The organism is Brevundimonas sp. PWP3-1b1, assembly GCF_049896065.1.
GTDB lineage: Bacteria > Pseudomonadota > Alphaproteobacteria > Caulobacterales > Caulobacteraceae > Brevundimonas > Brevundimonas intermedia_B.
The window spans coordinates 694,568-711,552 of sequence record NZ_JAFCTO010000002.1 but is presented as its reverse complement, the minus strand read 5'-3'; the positions used below and the strand labels follow the sequence as shown (position 1 = coordinate 711,552).

The 16,985-nt window shown below is 62.0% G+C and carries 11 protein-coding genes and 1 tRNA gene; 3 read left to right on the top strand and 9 right to left on the bottom strand.

Annotated features, from left to right (window positions below; translation table 11 throughout):
• Nucleotides 1-179 precede the first annotated feature (179 nt).
• The gene (locus ACP69V_RS15270; RefSeq protein WP_135194422.1) at nucleotides 180-2,069 is read left to right on the top strand and encodes a ribonucleoside-diphosphate reductase subunit alpha; all 1,890 of its coding nucleotides are present in this window, start codon (nucleotides 180-182) and stop codon (nucleotides 2,067-2,069) included.
• A 172-nt stretch (nucleotides 2,070-2,241) separates the two neighbouring features.
• Entirely contained in the window at nucleotides 2,242-3,105 is an 864-nt protein-coding gene (locus ACP69V_RS15265; protein ID WP_426024606.1) for a lipid A-modifier LpxR family protein, read from the top strand.
• Nucleotides 3,106-3,109: 4 nt separating this feature from the next.
• On the opposite strand, the gene ACP69V_RS15260 is transcribed toward ACP69V_RS15265, so the two are convergent.
• The gene (locus ACP69V_RS15260; protein WP_426024605.1) at nucleotides 3,110-4,870 is read right to left on the bottom strand and encodes a gamma-glutamyltransferase family protein; all 1,761 of its coding nucleotides are present in this window, start codon (nucleotides 4,868-4,870) and stop codon (nucleotides 3,110-3,112) included.
• Between the two features lie 145 nt (nucleotides 4,871-5,015).
• Here ACP69V_RS15260 and ACP69V_RS15255 point away from each other — a divergent pair.
• Nucleotides 5,016-5,092 (top strand) — tRNA-Arg (locus ACP69V_RS15255).
• A gap of 84 nt (nucleotides 5,093-5,176) precedes the next feature.
• Here ACP69V_RS15255 and ACP69V_RS15250 read toward each other — a convergent pair.
• The 8 genes from ACP69V_RS15250 to ACP69V_RS15215 form a co-directional block, all read right to left on the bottom strand.
• Nucleotides 5,177-6,292: a tyrosine-type recombinase/integrase gene (locus ACP69V_RS15250; RefSeq protein ID WP_426024604.1), complete on the bottom strand. Its 1,116-nt coding sequence runs from the start codon at nucleotides 6,290-6,292 to the stop codon at nucleotides 5,177-5,179.
• The gene (locus ACP69V_RS15245) at nucleotides 6,279-6,572 is read right to left on the bottom strand and encodes a hypothetical protein (RefSeq protein WP_426024603.1); all 294 of its coding nucleotides are present in this window, start codon (nucleotides 6,570-6,572) and stop codon (nucleotides 6,279-6,281) included. Before ACP69V_RS15245 ends, ACP69V_RS15250 begins: the two co-directional genes overlap by 14 nt.
• Before the next feature lie 340 nt (nucleotides 6,573-6,912).
• Entirely contained in the window at nucleotides 6,913-7,299 is a 387-nt protein-coding gene (locus ACP69V_RS15240; protein WP_426024602.1) for a hypothetical protein, read from the bottom strand.
• On the bottom strand, nucleotides 7,299-7,874 hold the full coding sequence (locus ACP69V_RS15235; protein WP_426024601.1) for a hypothetical protein: 576 nt from the start codon (nucleotides 7,872-7,874) through the stop codon (nucleotides 7,299-7,301). Before ACP69V_RS15235 ends, ACP69V_RS15240 begins: the two co-directional genes overlap by 1 nt.
• Before the next feature lie 999 nt (nucleotides 7,875-8,873).
• Nucleotides 8,874-10,775, bottom strand: coding sequence for a DUF262 domain-containing protein (locus ACP69V_RS15230; protein ID WP_178824435.1), 1,902 nt, complete (start codon nucleotides 10,773-10,775; stop codon nucleotides 8,874-8,876).
• Between the two features lie 423 nt (nucleotides 10,776-11,198).
• Nucleotides 11,199-14,204 carry a type III restriction-modification system endonuclease gene (locus tag ACP69V_RS15225; protein ID WP_426024600.1) on the bottom strand — a complete coding sequence of 1,002 codons (3,006 nt, stop codon included), beginning with the start codon at nucleotides 14,202-14,204 and terminating at the stop codon, nucleotides 11,199-11,201.
• Nucleotides 14,201-16,192: a site-specific DNA-methyltransferase gene (locus ACP69V_RS15220; protein ID WP_426024599.1), complete on the bottom strand. Its 1,992-nt coding sequence runs from the start codon at nucleotides 16,190-16,192 to the stop codon at nucleotides 14,201-14,203. The genes ACP69V_RS15225 and ACP69V_RS15220 overlap by 4 nt, the downstream gene beginning before the upstream one ends.
• 34 nt (nucleotides 16,193-16,226) lie before the next feature.
• Nucleotides 16,227-16,982 carry a DUF4391 domain-containing protein gene (locus ACP69V_RS15215; RefSeq protein ID WP_426024598.1) on the bottom strand — a complete coding sequence of 252 codons (756 nt, stop codon included), beginning with the start codon at nucleotides 16,980-16,982 and terminating at the stop codon, nucleotides 16,227-16,229.
• Between the last annotated feature and the right edge of the window lie 3 nt (nucleotides 16,983-16,985).

Here is a 16,985-nt window from a genome sequence, read left to right as displayed (position 1 = left end):
CTGGCTTTTCCCCAGGCCTGCGCGACTTGTCCAAGCGATTCGCCCACTAACCGTCCGTCAAGCCCGTTGACGGGTCATTAGGCATATGCGCCCTATATGTGGGCTCGGGGAGCGCAGAGGCCACAAGATGATGTGGTTACGGCGCAGGTGGCTCTAGGCTTTTTCTGTTCAGGACGCGGATGACTATGGCTGGCGGCGAGGCATTGAAGACGACGGAATTCCAAGGTGTTGCGGGAACGCAGACGCCTGAACGCCCCCACCTGACGGTGGTGAAGTCGGTCCAGGTGGACCGGTCGCGCGACGACCTGCTGACCGATTTCGGCAAGAAGACCCTGGAAGACCGCTACCTGCTGGCCGGCGAGAGCTATCAGGACATGTTCGCCCGCGTCTCGACCGCCTTCTCGGACGATCCCGAACACGCCCAGCGTCTTTATGACTATATGAGCCGCCTGTGGTTCATGCCGGCGACGCCCGTCCTGTCGAACGGCGGCGCGGATCGCGGCCTGCCCATCTCCTGCTTCCTGAACGCCGTGGGCGACAGCCTAGAGGGCATCCAGAACGTCTGGAACGAGAACGTCTCGCTGGCCTCGAACGGCGGCGGCATCGGCACCTACTGGGGCGGCGTCCGCTCCATCGGCGAGAAGGTCAAGGGCGCCGGCAAGACCTCGGGCATCATCCCCTTCATCCGCGTGATGGACAGCCTGACCCTGGCGATTTCGCAAGGGTCCCTGCGTCGCGGCTCGGCCGCCGTCTACCTGGACATCCACCACCCCGAGATCGAGGAATTCCTCGAAATCCGCAAACCCTCGGGCGACTTCAACCGCAAGTCCCTGAACCTGCACCACGGCATCAACATCACCGACGAGTTCATGGAGGCGGTGAAGGTCGGCGCGACCTTCGACCTGAAGTCGCCCAAGAACGGCGAGGTCATGAAGACCGTCGACGCCCGTTCGCTGTGGACCAAGCTGCTCGACATCCGGATGCAGACCGGCGAGCCCTATATGATCTTCTCCGACACGGTGAACCGCCAGATGGCGCCGCACCAGCGTGAGCTGGGCCTGAAGGTCAAACAGTCCAACCTGTGCGCCGAGATCATGCTGCACACCGGCCGCGACCACCTGGGCGTGGACCGGACCGCCGTCTGCTGCCTGTCGTCGGTCAACGCCGAGACCTTCCTGGAATGGCGCGAAGAGCCGATGTTCGTCGAGGACATCATGCGCTTCCTGGACAACGTCCTGGAGGACTTCATCCGCCGCGCCCCGCCCGCCATGGCCGCCGCCGTCTATTCGGCCAAGCGCGAGCGTTCGGTCGGCCTGGGCCTGATGGGCTTCCACTCCTTCCTGCAGGGCCAGGGCGTCGCCTTCGAAAGCGCCATGGCCAAGTCGTGGAACATGCGCCTGTTCAAGCATCTGCGTCGCGAAGCCGACAAGGCCAGCCGCCTGCTGGCCGAAGAGAAGGGTCCGTGCCTGGACGCCGAAGAACGCGGCGTGATGGAGCGGTTCAGCCACAAGCTGGCTATCGCCCCGACCGCCTCGATCTCGATCATCTGCGGCGGCACGAGCGCCGGCATCGAGCCGATCCCGGCCAACATCTATACGCACAAGACCCTGTCGGGCTCGTTCGCGGTCAAGAACCCCTATCTGGAGCGCCTGCTCGACCAGAAGGGGATCAACACCGAGGCCGTCTGGAGCTCCATCCTTGAACAGGAAGGGTCCGTCCAGCACCTCGACGAACTGGACGAGGACGAGAAGGGCATCTTCAAGACTGCCTTCGAGCTGGACCAGCGCTGGGTGGTCGAACTGGCCGCCGACCGCGCCCCGGAGATCTGCCAAGCCCAGTCGCTGAACCTGTTCATCCCCGGCGACGTCAACAAATGGGACCTGCACATGCTGCACTGGTCCGCCTGGGAACGCGGCGTGAAGTCGCTCTACTATCTGCGCTCCAAGTCGGTGCAGCGCGCCGCTTTCGCCGGCGCCCAGGACAAGGCCGAAGCCGTGATCGACCCGAACCAACCCGATCTCTTCTCCATGCCCAAGACCGACTACGACGAGTGCCTGGCCTGCCAGTAAGGTCGCCACACTGAAAATCCTTAAAGGGCTCCGCGAAAGCGGGGCCCTTTTTGCATCTGGGAACCCTCGCCGGTCATCGTCGTTGAAAAGCGACGAAACCATGTCGAAATCCTGTTGGACTCCTGCGCCGGGTGGTTGCAGTGTGAGGTCAGCGGATCGGTGGGGAGACCGGATGCGTTTGAAGGCCTGGATTTTTGGTGTGGGGGGCGTGCTGGCGATGGCCGGTGCGAACGCCGTTTCCGCACAGACCTGGGCCCCCAACGTCTTCGACGCTGCGCCAGACGCTGCCGCCGCCGTCACTGCCCGCCTGACCGACCAGACCAGCTTCCGCGTCGCGCCCGACGCCCGTTTCGGCCCCGAGATCGAAATCCCGACCGCCTTCCGTCCCGAGGACGGATCGGGCCTGTCCGCCAGCACCCGGCGCGACGTCTGGATCGACCGCACCGACTTCACCGACCGCGTGACGCTGGAGACCGCCGGTCGGCTTCGTCGCGCCGACGGCTCGCCCCTTCCGGTCACCCCCGTCGACCGGGCCGAGCTGGACCCCGACGCCTATGACCTGCGCTATGTGCGCGGGTTCCGCGGCGCGCGCGGACACACCGCCTCGGGCCTGGAAGTCAGCCTGACGCCCCACGCCGGCCTGGGCGTCGGCAGCGAGGGCCGTTCGGCCGAGGCCGGCGTCACGCTCAAGATCGGCGAGGGGCTGGACCGCCTTGCGCCCGACGGCCGCGAACGGTTCGGCGAACGGCCGCGCTGGTATCTGTACGCCGCCGGATCGGGTCGTGCGGTCGGCTACAACTTCGCCCGCACGCGCGACGGCGACTACGCCCGCTCCGGCTATACCCAGGACAAGGGCAGTTTCCTGGGCGACGCCTCGGTCGGCGTGGCTTACCGTCGGGGCGACGTGCAGACCTCGGTCGGGATCGTCTACCGCGAGATCGACGCCGGCAAGGGTCTGCGCGGCATGGACGGCCTGGACACCGATCTGGACGAAGGCCTGGTCGCCTTCCAAATGACCATCCGGCCCGGCCGCTGAGCCTCTAGCGAACCTCCGACACCGCCACGCCTTCACGACGCGGATCGGCCCCCGCATCCCACCGACCGTCGCGCCAGATCGCCCCATGCAGCCCCGAGGTCTCGGTGGCGTTGGGCCTCAACGCCATGCCCGCCGCGCCCAGGGCGTCGCGGATATCCGGCGCGATCATGTCTGTGTCGGCGCCGACCATGTCGCCCCGCACGACCAGATTGGGCAGGGCGATGGCCGCCTGCATCGACAGGCCCCAATCCATCGTCCCGACCAGGGCCTTGGCCACATAGGCCAGGATGCTGGACCCGCCCGGCGACCCGATGGCCCCGACCAGACGGCCCTGTCGATCCAGGATCAACACCGGCGTCATCGACGACCGCGGTCGCTTGCCCGCCGCCACCGCATTGGCGGCCGGATGGTCGTCCTCGCGCGGCGTGAACGAGAAGTCCGTCAGCTGGTTGTTCAGGAAGAAGCCGCCCACCATCCGCCCATTGCCGAAGATGCTCTCCACCGTCGTGGTCATGCTGACCGCATTCCCCCAGGCGTCCACGACGACCATGTGCGAGGTGCCGCCCGGTTCGGCCGTCTGGTCGGCCCCGCGCGACGGGGATCCCGTCGGCGCGCCCGCCTCGACCGGCCCGTTGACCTGAGGCGCAAGGGCGGCGCGCGCGGCGACATAGTCGGGATCCAGCAGGCCCGCGATGGGCACGCCGACGAAGTCGTTGTCGCCGACATAGCGATCACGGTCGGCATACATCAGCCGCTGCAACCGCCCGAACGCGACCCACGCCTCGGGGCTCGCCGCGCCCTTGTCCAGATCCGGCGTCTCTTCGGCCATGGCCAGGAACTGCAGCAGGGCCACCCCGCTGGACGGCGGCGGCGGCACGCAGATCACATAGGCCTGATACGGCCGGCAAATGGCGTCACGACGCAGCGGACGATAGCCGGCGATGTCCGCCTCGGTCAGGGCTCCGGGGCGCGGCTCCTGACGCACGGTCGCGGCGATCTCGCCCCCGATCGCCCCGCCATAGATGACGCCCGGCCCCTCCTGCGCCAACCGCGCGACCGTGTCGGCATAGGCGGAGTTCTTCAGCGTGTCGCCCGCCTGATACCGCGTGCCGTCCGGCTTGGTGAAATAGGCGCTCGCCCACCGGGTCCGCGACTGAGGAAAACGCCCGTTGATCATGCCGGCCAGACGCGGGCTGACCGTGAATCCGTCGCGGGCCAGCCGCTCGGCATCGCCGAACAGGTCGCGCCACGCCAGCTTGCCGTGATCCTTCTGCGCCATGGCCAGCATGGCCACCGCCCCCGGCGCGCCCGTGGACCGCCCTGACAGCACCGCGTCGATGAAGGGCAGGGGCTTGCCATCCTCATAGAACAGCTCGGGCGTCGCCGACGCCGGCGCCGTCTCGCGCCCGTCATAGGCCGTCACCGTCCCGGTCTCGGCGTCATAGCTCATCAGGAAGGCGCCGCCGCCCAGGCCCGACGACTGCGGCTCCACCAGCCCCAGAACCGCCTGGATCGCCACCGCCGCATCCACCGCCGACCCGCCGCGCCGCAACACGGTCATCCCCGCCTCGACCGCCAACGGATTGGCCGCCGTCACGAACGGCCCCCGAGCCTGGGATGACGCCGGGGATGACGCTGTGGCCGAAGCCGGAGCGCCCGCTATGTCTTGGGGTGTCGCCGCCGCATCCATCCCCGCCGCCGTCTGACACCCCGCCAGGACGACGGGCACGAGCAGGGCGGCGATCTGACGATGAAACAAGCGCATGACATATCCGGGGCGGCGAGAGCGTCCGAAAGGCCTAATCCGTCGCGCGCGCCGCGCCAACCGCTCTATCTGCGCAAAACTGCATTCCCCCGCTTGCGTCCGCCCGATCCGCGAGCTAAAGACCCGCCCTCGCCGCAAGGCAGCCGCACCCGTAGCTCAGCTGGATAGAGCACCAGACTACGAATCTGGGGGTCGGGCGTTCGAATCGCTCCGGGTGCGCCATCTTTTTCAATGACTTAGTGGTCGAGGCGCGTGTTTTTAGCCGCGCTGTTACAGTCGTTTTACACCCTTCGTTACAGTCGGCGTTCACGCCCCGTTCGAAGACCGTTTTCTCTCTGCCTTGAGCGCTACGACATTATCGACTCGGTCCTGCCCGCTGTCCGCCATGCGGCGACGCTCCGCCTGCCGGCGGTAAATCCGCGCCGCCCGTTCGGTGGTGTGTTCAAGCTGCGCCATGATTTCGGCATCAGATGCGCCTGCGTACGCCAGTTCAAGCCCTCGGGCATGGCGTAGACCATGCGGTGTGAGGTTGGGACGGGCGCGCTTGGTTAGAGCAAGCGTATCGACCAGACGAGCGACGGCCTGGTTTAGAGATCGCTCCTTCCAAGGGTGACCTCGCTGGTCGTATGCGATGGTAAGGGCCTTGGCGGGCGTGCTTTCCAGAAAGGCGGAGAGACGGCTGTCTTCTCGCTTGTCGCACAAGACCTTGCGCTTCTCGGTCGTCCAGTAGAGCCGACGCTGGGACAAACCGTCATCATCTTGCGCGATGACCCGAGCGTTCAGGGGGATGTTGCAGAGTGTACCCCGACGGAAGCCGCCCCAGCGCCCCAGAGCCACGGCACGGGCCAAGCCCGGCATGTTGCGCTGGAGGGCCAGCGTGATGAACGCGTCCACTTCCTCGTCTGTCCAGGCAAGGTTCACCTCATCGGCGTCGTGGGGCGGGGCCAGCTTCTTAAGCGCCAAGAAGGGGTTAGTCTTTATGCGGCCGTCCTCAACGGCCGGCATCAAGGCATTTTTGAGCATCTGAACGCGGTCATTCGTGGCTTTATGGCCACGCGGCGCCCACAGATCGCGCAGGTCTCTGACCCAGCCTTTATCGACTTCAGCGAGGCGAACGTCGCCGACATCTACTTCGATCTCATTGAGTAGGCGCCCATATTCTATCTGTGTCGACTGGGCGAGCCGGATGAAATCGGCGGACTTCCTGTAGCGCTGGATAGCACCGCCTACAGTCCCCGCCCTCGGCGCCTGAGCGGCTTGCGCCCTGGCGAGTCGAGCGAGAATTAAATCGACCTCCGCCTTCAGTTCTGGAGACCGATCGAGCGACCGCAGGGGGCCTTCACGATGGTCTCCCTTGCGGAAATAGAGGTCAACGGCGCCGTTCGGGCGTCGGATGCGCTGGACGTATTTAACCTTGTCCATTGCGCACTCCGTCGCTCGAAGGGCCGTGGCTTTGGCTAAGGAGGGTGCGTGCCCGAACCCTATCCAGCGCGGAAGTTCGCCGTTCGTCGCTTTTGGTTTCCAGGTCCGTAAACGACGGAGTCGCCGGCGCAGCGTGATTGATCGTCTTGGGCGGCAGGCCCGCAACCCATTCGTCGATCTGAAGACGGTTGTACCGGATCACGCTGGCTCCGACATCAACAGGAGCCACTGTGCAAATCTTGGAAATGGTGGACCACGACAGCGCCAGGTAGGCGCTCAACTGCTCCTTCGTGAGCAGCAGCGGCCAGGACGCTGGGGGTGCAGACGGTCTGCTCTCTTGGCCGATCTTTCCGGGGGGCAGCAGGTGAAAGGCGACGGCCTTAAGTCGGGACCAGTCTGTTAACGCCTTGTCGGCGGACGGGGAGGGACGAGGGCGCATTTGACGACAGGCGATAGGTGTGTGGGCTCGGGATTGAGCGGCGCCTCCCTCGGTTGTCGTCACTGCCGAGGGAGAACGTGATTGCGGCCGATGATAGCAGGCTCGGGTACAAACGCAACCGAGAATGCCATTTAACATATTGTTATCGTAAAGGAATGTTCTGCGTTGGCGTCGCTGCCGTTCAGTGCTTCCATGTGGAGGGTTTAGTGGCATAGGCTGTCATGAAGTCGAACATCGCGGCCGCCTCCTCAGGCGACGCCAAGATTACGTAGACGGCGACAGTCCAGCCGGTGCCGGGGGCAATCTGGCCGGACTCGACCATGACCGCCTCAACTGGCGTGACCTCGTCGTTTGCAATGCTGATGTACTCAATCATGTCAGACTGAATGCATTGGCCGAGCCAAACAGCTTCAGTTTCGTTGGTGCACCCATCGATCTTGATGATCGACATGACCCAGCCGTCGTCTAGCGGCTTGGTGCCGACGAGGACGCGCTGGTGGCCTGGAGTGACCTCGATCCCCATAAAATGGCGCTGCAACCCTTCGGGGTGACCCATCTGGTGGAGCATCAGCGCTTCCAATCAGCGCGAATGAACGCCGCCTCCAGGAAGTTGGCCACCTTTGCCCATTCCTCGCCCACGCGCCCCGCCAGCGCCGCCTTGCGCCGCACGTCGGCAAGCAGGAGTTCCCGGTCGAGGTACGCGGCCAGGCGTGCATAGTCTTTATGGCGCTGATCAACCGAAGCCACAGCGCGCTTGATCAGCCCCTCGATGTCGAGGGCGCCTTTCAAACGGTTCGCTTTGTCGCTGATCACGCGGGTGTTGCCACGAACATAGCCGAGGGCGGGGCGGATACGATCTAGTGATGGCGAATAGGGCGACCGCATCTCGCCAATAACGAGTGGCACGCCCAGCGCGGGGCAGATTGAAGGCACAACCACGTCGTTCACATCCAGATCGAAAGGCAGCCCGCGACGGGCAGCCCGCTGGCGGGCGCGGCTATGGAGCGCGACGGCGGGGGTCACTCGCCGCTGAACCTTGAGATAGCGACGCATATAGGCGGCGTTGCACTTTGCGCAGGTCGAGCGCTGGAGGCGTGCGCCATGGATCGGGCAAGATGGGTTGGGCGGATCGTAAACAGTCATGTAAGACTCCTTCATCAGAATGAGTTCTAGAATTCAAACTTGGTCTAAAGAGTCAAATTGAATCATGAATGCGCCGAGGTCAAAACCCGCTGATCACCCGACTGGCGCACAATTGCGGGCCGCCCGGGGATTGGTGAACATGTCCGTGTTGGACTTGGCTGAGCGTACTGGACTGGCGCCAAACACGATCAAGCGCGCGGAGGGCAACAACGGTCCGGCCCCGGTGAATGCCGCAAATGCCAAGCTGATGGTGTCCATCCTTCAGTCGGCTGGAGTGATATTCCTCCCAGCGTCGGGTGATGCGGGCTCCGGCGTGCGATTGGCATCACCTGAACAGCCCTCACTGGCGCGTCGGCGGACTGAGGCCAACCGTCAACCGTGACTCCACCAAAGGAGTCACGTTATTCATCTGCGCCGCTCAAACCCTGACGCAGCCTAGAATCTTGAGTCACTTTAGTAATAAACTGTGACTCGACAGGCAAAATGGTCAGTCACGATAGCCTGGGCGGCGTGACTGCTGGCGGGCTTGTCCTGTGTCCCTGGACTGTGGACAGATGTATCGATCTGGCACGGAATGTGGCGGGATTTGCAGGATCGGCGCAAAATCGGTGGAGTCACGATTGCCGGACGGGGAGTCACGTTTGCCGACCACGAATCAATGACTTAGCGGCGATCTGGGCGGGGTCGGGGACCGGGTGGCGGCCGTGAAACAATTTCAGATCGGCCGTTTGGGAGGGGTCTCTGGAAACGTGACTCTGTTTGCACATTGAAAAGATTGAGGAAATCGGGACATTCGCGACCTGAGTCACACTACGCACGAACGATGACTCCGTCAGGCCTACCTCTTGACCCTGGTGCAGGTCAGACCGGAGGTAGGGGCGCGGCAGGGGCTGGGGGGTTCACCCCCAGCCGCGCCCCCAGCTAAAATCTCCACGGGCGGCGCGATCCCCAGGACCGATCTGACGATGCTGCGTCACACATATGGATCGCAACGAGCAGTTACCCCGGGGCCGGCCAGATGGTGATTGCACGATCAGCTAGGATGTCGGCTCGCTGGATGATCTGATCAATGTCCCAGGCTTCCTTGCCCATGATCTCTAGGTTGAGGCCGAGAAGGCTCTGGCTCAGCCAAGCCGCCTTGTCGGTGAAGAACAAATTCGATGCGGCGCTGTTCCCGGACACGGTGATGAGCGTGAGGTTGCCCAAGGTATGGAGCACGCCGTCGCGCGCACGGATTTGCGCGAGCATCGCTTCATCAGCGCCCGTGAACTTGTCCGCCGGCGCCATGCGTTCGTCTGGAAGAGGCCAATGCGTCGTCCATGTCTGCGGTAAGACGTGCTCCACGGACATGGCGCCGGGCCGGGGCGAATTGACGTTGAATTTGGTACGTGTGGCGCATTCGAGGTCCCACAGCAGTTCTGCGAGCCGGTCTTTACGACTGAGCGTATGATAGACGGGCTGTGTCCTGATCGCCTGACGCAGTTCTGCATCATCAGGAAATCTGACCGTGTCGCCTTTCTGGTTGGCAAAGGCAGCGCCGAAAGCTTCAACCGACACTCCGTGCTCGATGAGTTCGCGTGTCAAACGGGCGAAAGTCTTGTTCAGATTCTTGGGCGTGAGACCGCAGAGCGCCCGTCGAACAAGATAGCTGTAAATCAGGTCGTAGAGTCGAGCCTTCACCTCAGTCGGAGCATCGGACGCGGCGATCCTGAACACCAACGGATAGGCAGTCGAGACCTCCCACAGGTTCAATTTGGCACCTATCCGGGCCAAATCGCTGTCCTCCCCGCCCTGCTCAAGCGATTTATAGATGGGAGCGAACATCACGAGAGCGTCTAGTTCGGCCTCGACCGTTTCGAAGCGTGGCTTGCCTTTGGGCCGCGTGAAGGCACGGTACTCCGAGTACAGTTCACGCAACGAAATTTCCTCACCGGTTTGCGCGGTGAGTGCATGACTTAGGAAGTGGTCAATGCGGGGGCGCTTCGGCTTCGCCCTTGGGGAATCGGCCTTCCAGAATTGACCGTCCCGATCAAAGGGCCGCCACTTCTGTTCGAACAGGGCCTCGACGGATTCTCCTTGGGCCGAAGCGCGATGGAAGATGTTGTTTCGGACGAGGTCCATCGCGAGAAGCGGTTCCGCCTTGCTATTCAATGTCTCGAAGATGACCTGCGCGTCGTCGTCCTCAGACAAGGTGATCACAACCAGCTTGAGATGGTTGAGCATCGCTTGGAGAAGGGCATGAAGCCGCTTCTTCGGCGCATCGACACCATCGTCATCACCGACCGGTCCGGGCTCGCCATCATCGTCAACCAAGCCGAGGCGGGCATAGGTTTCGATGCGGTCCATGAAGAACCATAAGGCGCGCACCGCATTTGGCGCCTGTCCCTTTATCAGTTTTCCGTTCTGGTAGAACAGCCTGGGGTATTCAGCACGAACACCCTTCATCCCTTTATCTATGATCAGGTGGAAGACTGCCCGATCTTCGGGCGTGGGGATCAGTCGGAACGGCGTATCAGTGCCAGCATCTCCCAGCATCTGCGGCATATAAAGGTAGTTGTGAACCAGGGAGCCGACCTCGGGAGCCTCGATCTTGTGGCCAATCTCTCTGATCGCGGCCAGGAACAGTTGGAAGGTGGTCAGCCGCTGTTGACCGTCGATCACCTGGACGCGCGGAGTGGAGCCGATGGTGAAGCCATCGCCGCCCGGAGCCAATATCAGCGCTCCCATGTAGTGACTGAACTTTGGCTTGCCTTCCAAAGCCTCTTCAGCCTTCGCGACTACATCGTCCCAGAAAGGCCTAAGCCTGTTCTCACCCCACGCATACTGACGCTGGAAGATCGGCACCACAAACCGGCGCTGGTCGCCGAGCACGGCGATGACGGGGTGGTCCTTGGTATCCATGGCGAGTGCATTCCATCGTGCTTTGCGCCACGATAGATCGTATCCGCGACGGCGTTCAACGAACTCGTACCGATGTTCGGCTCACAGCGCGACTTCCGTCTTCAGCATCGCACCTTTCCGCCGCATAGGCGTCCTTCTCATCGTTTCCGCGCAACGGCAGAAACTGATGCTGGTTTTTCCGAACAAAAAACCCTTCATTTTCTACCAGTTAGACTTGGTCAGGAGTCACGTCAGGTGGAAAACGTGACTGGTCGAGGTAGCGGTTCAGGCGAAAAGGCTCGGAGTCATCGTTGGTGGCTAACGTGACTGAACTATTTGTTAATCCGGTCGGGGGATTGGAGTCACGCCCGGTGGGAAACGTGACTCGACCGCGCGGGCGCTCGAGCCCCACGCTGCCTCAGTCTTTTCTGCGCAGGACATTCCTCATGCCGTTGCTCGCTTAAGGATGTCTTCGGCCGTCACCGCCTGCACAAACGCCGGCTCCTGCTCCGAGCGGGCGATCTCGCGGAAATGCGAGGCCCCGCAATGGATCTTAGCCGCCTCCGAGGCTCGTAAGTCTTCCAGGAACTGGCTGCCCTTGGTTTCCACGACGAAATAGAGCCGGTCACCGGCCTCGCTGCTCAGCAACACGGCCCAGTCAGGGTTGTAAGAGCCCAGCGGAGTCGGAACTTTGAACCAGTCGGGAAGCTTGGCGAACACCTTCACGGCCTCGTTGGCGTTGAGGGCCTCGGCGAAGGTCCGTTCGACCGTCGAGTCGTAGCGGATCGCGTCGCTGACCGACTTCTGGACCTCGACCATCTTGTCCAGATAGCCGTTAAGTTCCTCAGTCTCGAACAATTCCTGCGCGTAAAAGCTGTCGGGGCCGATGGCTTGGTAGCGGACGCCATCGACCAAGGCGTCCACCTTGGCGCGGTTTATCAGGTCAGCGGCCTGGTCGATGAAGGAGGCGGGGTTCTGGCGCAGATCATCCAGTCGCTCGCTATCGATCAGGATACGGGCCAGGGTACGGCGAGTCAGTTCAGTGCGGTTCTGAAGTTCGCCCAGGACGTCGGGCACAGCAGCGTTCTCAGCCGACAGCGTCATGAACTGCGATGTCGTTTCGCGCACGCCCGCGACACCGGCCTTGGAGATTTCCATCTGACCCTTGCGCCATCTGGCCTGCGCCGGAGCGACCTGGATCGAGGCCTTGAGCCGGTCGATCGCCGCCAAGATCAAGGCCTCGTTGTCGAAGGCGACGCGATAGGTCGTCTTGGCCCGTATGCGGTCCCACAGGGCGCGGAAGTCGTCGCTGAGGAACACTTCCCGGTTCATGCTGATCTGAACACGATTATCGGCATTGCGGATATCCAGCCGGCCCGCCAGCTTGGTCAAAAGCGCGCGCGCATGGGCGGCGACGCCATCGAAGGCCTCCGGCAGCTTCAGCGTACCCGCCTTGAGTTCTCGTCGTAGGCTGTCCTCGATCCGCCCCTTGGCGGTCAGATGGCCCAGGGCCTGAAGGTGTTCGAACAAGGCAGTCGAAGCCGCCACGCCCAAGGGGGCCAGAACACCGTCCTCTCCTTCGATGGGCAAGTGGGCGAAGGCCTCTCTGGTCACCGTTCCGAAGTGAATTCCCAGATCGATTTCGATCTGATTTTGGAGGCCTTCGGCGAAGCTGGCGTAGCTTTCTTCGGCGACGACGGTCAGGACGTTCAGGCCCTCGTCGCGGCGTCGTTCGCCCTTGCTGTCGACGCAGAGGCGAAGACCTCGACCAATGGTTTGGCGACGCTCGCGGTCGCCGCCCATCTCGCGCAGTACGCAAATCTGGAAGACATTGGGGTTGTCCCAGCCCTCGCGCAAAGCCGAGTGCGAGAAGATGAAGCGCAGCGGCTCCTTCTCGTCCAGCAGCTTCTCCTTGTCGCGCATGATCAGGCGGAAGCCGCGCTCGGCGTCTTCTCGGCTGGAAGCGTTCTTCAGGTCGCCCGAAGCATTGACCTCAGGCTCGGTGACCTTGCCTTTGCGATCCTGGGAAAAGTAACCGTCGTGGGCGCGCTCGGGCTCGATCGCCCCGTCGCCGAACAGGCTGGCGCTGTAGTCAGGGTGGGCCGCCAGCTTTCGGTACTCCTCTTCGAACATCACGCCATACATGCCGAGCGAACGTGAGCCGTCGTCGCCATAGACGCGGTAATGGTCGACGCGGTCGATGAAGAACAGGCTCAGGACCTTGATGCCCAAGGGTCTCAGCACGCGCTCGCGATCAAAATGCTCCTTGATGGTGCGCTGGATCATGCGGCGAACGATGCTGCCGCGATCGACGTCGCCGTGCGCCTCTCCGACACGCAGCCACTTCACGTCGCCGGGCAGGTTCAACTGCATCAGCGCCTCACCGGTCGCCGATTTCCCGATCGTCCCGATGGAGATGTCCCGATAGACCTCGCGCTTGCTCAGGTCGGCTAGGTCGCGTCCGTCGGTCAGGCCGGTCTTGATTTGACGCAAGACCGTTCCCTTGCCCTGCACGTCTAGTTCGACCGAGACTACCGGCGCCTTGGACTTGGAGAATTTGATATCAGTGACCCGCACATAGGGGGTGTTGTGGGCGCCGGTGATCTCCAGCCCCGCGACGTCGATGCGCTTGACCAGCTTCTGCTCGTAGGCGTCCACCGCATCCAGCCGATAGACCATGTGATGCTTTGTGGCATGAGTGGCCGAGTAGCGCAGAGTGCAGAGCGGACGCATTTCGTCCAGCGCCTGCTTGCCCTTGCCCGTCGCGCCACCGTCCACGGACTGGGGCTCATCGACGATAACCACGGGGCGGGTCGCCCGAACCAGATCGACAGGGCGTTCGCCACCGGTCCGCTCGTGGGGCGTATAGAAGACGTTGGTGTCCAGCTTGTTCAAGGCGCCGATGGTGGCGACCATGACCTTGATAGTGGACGAGGTGGCGAAGTCGCGCACCTGGCCCAACTTGCTGCTGTCATAGACGAACCAGTCCATCGGCTGGCCGGCATAGAGGGCGCGAAAATGCTCCTTGGTCATTTCCAGCGTCTTCGCGACGCCTTCACGGATCGCGACCGAGGGCACGACGATGACGAACTTGGTGAAGCCGTACAGCCGATTAAGTTCAAAGATGGTGCGCAGATAGACATAGGTCTTGCCCGTGCCCGTCTCCATTTCAACCGTGAAATCCATACTGTCCAGCGCGTCCGCCGGCGCCAGGGCATGGCGCAATTGCACCGCTCGCAGATTGGCCAGAACCTCGTCGTCCAGCAGGGTCAGACGGTTGCCAACTCCCAGGCCGTCATCGTCCAGACCCAGTTGCGCCTGAGCGTCGTCGGCGCCGACGCGCGAGACCGTGAACTCGGTGCGATTGATCTCCAGACCCTTGAACAGATCACAGACGGCGTCGATGGCCTGCTTCTGGAAGCCCAGGTCGGATTCGAAACGCAGTTTCATACGCTGCGCACCGCTTCCAGCAGGTGGACTTCGCCGGGCCCGCGCCCGTTCAGGCGCTGGTCCAGAATTTTGGCGACATTGGTCTTGGCCACGTCGTTCTCGAAACCGGCGTCCTTGAAGAAGATCATGGTTTTCGCGACCGGCGACAAAGCCTCGACCCAGTCGGCCATGCCGTCGGCCAAGGCCTCCGCATCTGCGACCCTCACGTCGCCTAGACAGGCGAGCATGACGCCGCCGCCGAAGGCGTGGACGGTTCGGCCCGCGATCTGGCGCGTCTGGCTGGGTTCGGCCAGATCGATGCCGCGTTTAAGCAACAGTTCAACCAGCAGGTCATCTTCGGTGCGGCCGGGAGCCAGGTTATCAGCAGCGGACAGGAGATCGGCTTCCAAGTCGTCACCCGGTGCCCAGGCCTTCAGATTCGAAGTTGCTAGTTTATAGGCGCGGAAGCCCAGATCAGCGGTCGCGTCGGGGTTGTCAGCCTTCACCTTGGCTCCGGCACGACGAAGCCGTTCCTTTGTTAATTCGGCAATGGTTCGCGGTCTTCCCAGGCTATCGCAGAAAGCTGCTCCCGCTTTCTGATCCTTATCAAAGGGGTCAAGTGGTTCTGGCAACTGTACAAGGATGTAGCGCCGGTTGCCCCCATCAGCCGCATTTCTCGCCATGACAGCGTGACCAGTGGTTCCAGAACCCGCGAAGAAGTCCATCACAATCGCATCGGGATCATTTTCGGTCATGAGGCTCACCGCGTCATAAACCGACCAGATACTCTTCGGAAAAGTGAAGCCGATGCCGGGGATGAGCCCGTCCAGCAACTTGGTTCCGTACTCGCTCGAATCATACCGAGCATTTTGCCAAACGCTGCGCATCGTTCCGGCATCTTTATTAAAGATGATCTGCACAGAATTACGTCCAGGCTTGGCTTCTAGCTTTTCAAAAATCCTAGAAACAGACTCACGGGAGTACCTCCACTTTTTCTCATCACCAGAGTCAGTCATGGGCCATATTTCAATGGTCCCGTCGGCGCGATTTACGTTTGCGGCCTCTGGATGAAAATCCTCCGGAGGAACCGGGCCAATATCTACGATCTTCCCTTCCTTGACGATGAAAGGATAAAAACAAGTTCTGGCGTCAGTTCTGTCTGACTCCGTCCCGCTATCTCGAAGGTTTCTAGAGTCAATCTCAGCCTTGGCTACGTCTGATAGATACTTCTTCCCATCAGACGGATAAACGACGATGGCACTTTCGTGGACGTAGGAAATATTCTTTCCTTGCTGCCCGCGAGGGTTGTGCACAATAGAGACATAGGCGTGCTCATAGTTATCTTCGCCGAAAATATCCTTAAGCACGAGGCTTAGAGTAGCGTGCTCGTTCTCGTCTATAGTAACAAATAACACCCCGTCATTAGATAGGAGTTCTTTGGCAAGCATTATCCGAGGGTAAATCATAGATAGCCACTTCGAATGGAAGCGCCCGCCCTTCTCGGGATTACTTGATAGCCTCCTCTCCCCATCCACTTGACCGGTCAATTCGAGGTAAGCGCGAATGCTATCCTCAAAATCATTTGGGTAAACTATATTTGTTCCGGTATTGTAAGGCGGATCGATGTATATCGCCTTGACCTTGCGGTTATAGCTTTTAAGAAGTATCTTCAATACCTCAAGATTGTCGCCCTCGATGAACAAATTCTTCGTGTTGGTCCAGTCAACGCTATCCTCGGGATTTGGCAGCAACGTTCCTAGCGACGGCAAGAGTGCCGATCTGCGCGCGAAGCGCTTGCCGGACCAGTTCAACCCGTACTTCTCCTCCCCGTCATCGACGGCATCACCCAGCAGTTGGCGCAGGATGTCGAAATCGACGCCACCCTCGCTGAACGCATCGGGGAACAGGCCCTTCATCGCCCGTACATTGGCCGCCACGAGATCGGCGCTCTGCGCCTCAGCCTCGTCAGCAGTCACGGGCGTGATGGCGCGCAGGGTCGTCAATGACATGAGGCAGGCTCCGTTCCGTCAAATCAGTCGGGCGTCAGGTCAGTCGAGCGACGATGGCGGCAAGCTGATCTTCAGCCTGCGTAACCTCGCGCGCCAGATCGATACGCCGATTTAGCTGCTTCTCAGCCTGGGCGCGCTTGCGCAAGGCCGAGATCGCCTTGATCTGCTTTTCATGCTCAGCCATGCCGTCGCGCCGAGCCTGAGCCTCAACTTCGTCGATGGGCAATCGAAAGACGCCGGTGATCTGCGCCGTGGCAAAGGCCTCGATCCGCTCAGACCACCCGACATGAAGCCCCCATAGGTCCCGCCGGCCGATTTTGGCCAGGTCCAGACTGTTGAGAAAAGTATTCGCCATCGTTTCCGCGCGCGCCGTGATTGGCGGCGACGCGGCGACGCGGTCGATCACCACCCGGTCGGCCTCACGCTCGTGGCGCCGCTTCAAACCGACGGACAAGACCACGCCGCCAGCGCCTTGGCATAACAGCACCAAGGGATGGGCGATCGCCCGATGGATCACCATTGTCAGCCGATCGGCGTCCGCGCCGGCTCGCAATCGCGCGGACATCACCACGACCTGAGGATAGGCACGAGCCGCATCGGCATAGGCGGCCAGGCCGACCGATGCAGGCTTCAAGGTCGCGCGCCAGTCGAGCCGGTCTAGCCCGCCGTCCAGTAAACGCTTGTCGGTAGCCGACAGGTCGGCCCGTTCATTAAAGACAGTCTTGGGTACTCGCCTGTCGATTGCCGTCGCTGCCGGCAGCACCAAGGCCTGGTACACGCGGTCGAGCATGGC

Bases quoted from the DNA above. Each gene is read 5' to 3' on its own strand.
- ACP69V_RS15270 (WP_135194422.1), top strand. From the start codon at position 180: ATGACTATGGCTGGCGGCGAGGCATTGAAGACGACGGAATTCCAAGGT.
- ACP69V_RS15265 (WP_426024606.1), top strand. From the start codon at position 2,242: ATGCGTTTGAAGGCCTGGATTTTTGGTGTGGGGGGCGTGCTGGCGATG.
- ACP69V_RS15260 (WP_426024605.1), bottom strand. From the start codon at position 4,870: ATGCGCTTGTTTCATCGTCAGATCGCCGCCCTGCTCGTGCCCGTCGTC.
- ACP69V_RS15250 (WP_426024604.1), bottom strand. From the start codon at position 6,292: ATGGACAAGGTTAAATACGTCCAGCGCATCCGACGCCCGAACGGCGCC.
- ACP69V_RS15240 (WP_426024602.1), bottom strand. From the start codon at position 7,299: ATGCTCCACCAGATGGGTCACCCCGAAGGGTTGCAGCGCCATTTTATG.
- ACP69V_RS15235 (WP_426024601.1), bottom strand. From the start codon at position 7,874: ATGACTGTTTACGATCCGCCCAACCCATCTTGCCCGATCCATGGCGCA.
- ACP69V_RS15230 (WP_178824435.1), bottom strand. From the start codon at position 10,775: ATGGATACCAAGGACCACCCCGTCATCGCCGTGCTCGGCGACCAGCGC.
- ACP69V_RS15225 (WP_426024600.1), bottom strand. From the start codon at position 14,204: ATGAAACTGCGTTTCGAATCCGACCTGGGCTTCCAGAAGCAGGCCATC.
- ACP69V_RS15220 (WP_426024599.1), bottom strand. From the start codon at position 16,192: ATGTCATTGACGACCCTGCGCGCCATCACGCCCGTGACTGCTGACGAG.
- ACP69V_RS15215 (WP_426024598.1), bottom strand. From the start codon at position 16,982: ATGCTCGACCGCGTGTACCAGGCCTTGGTGCTGCCGGCAGCGACGGCA.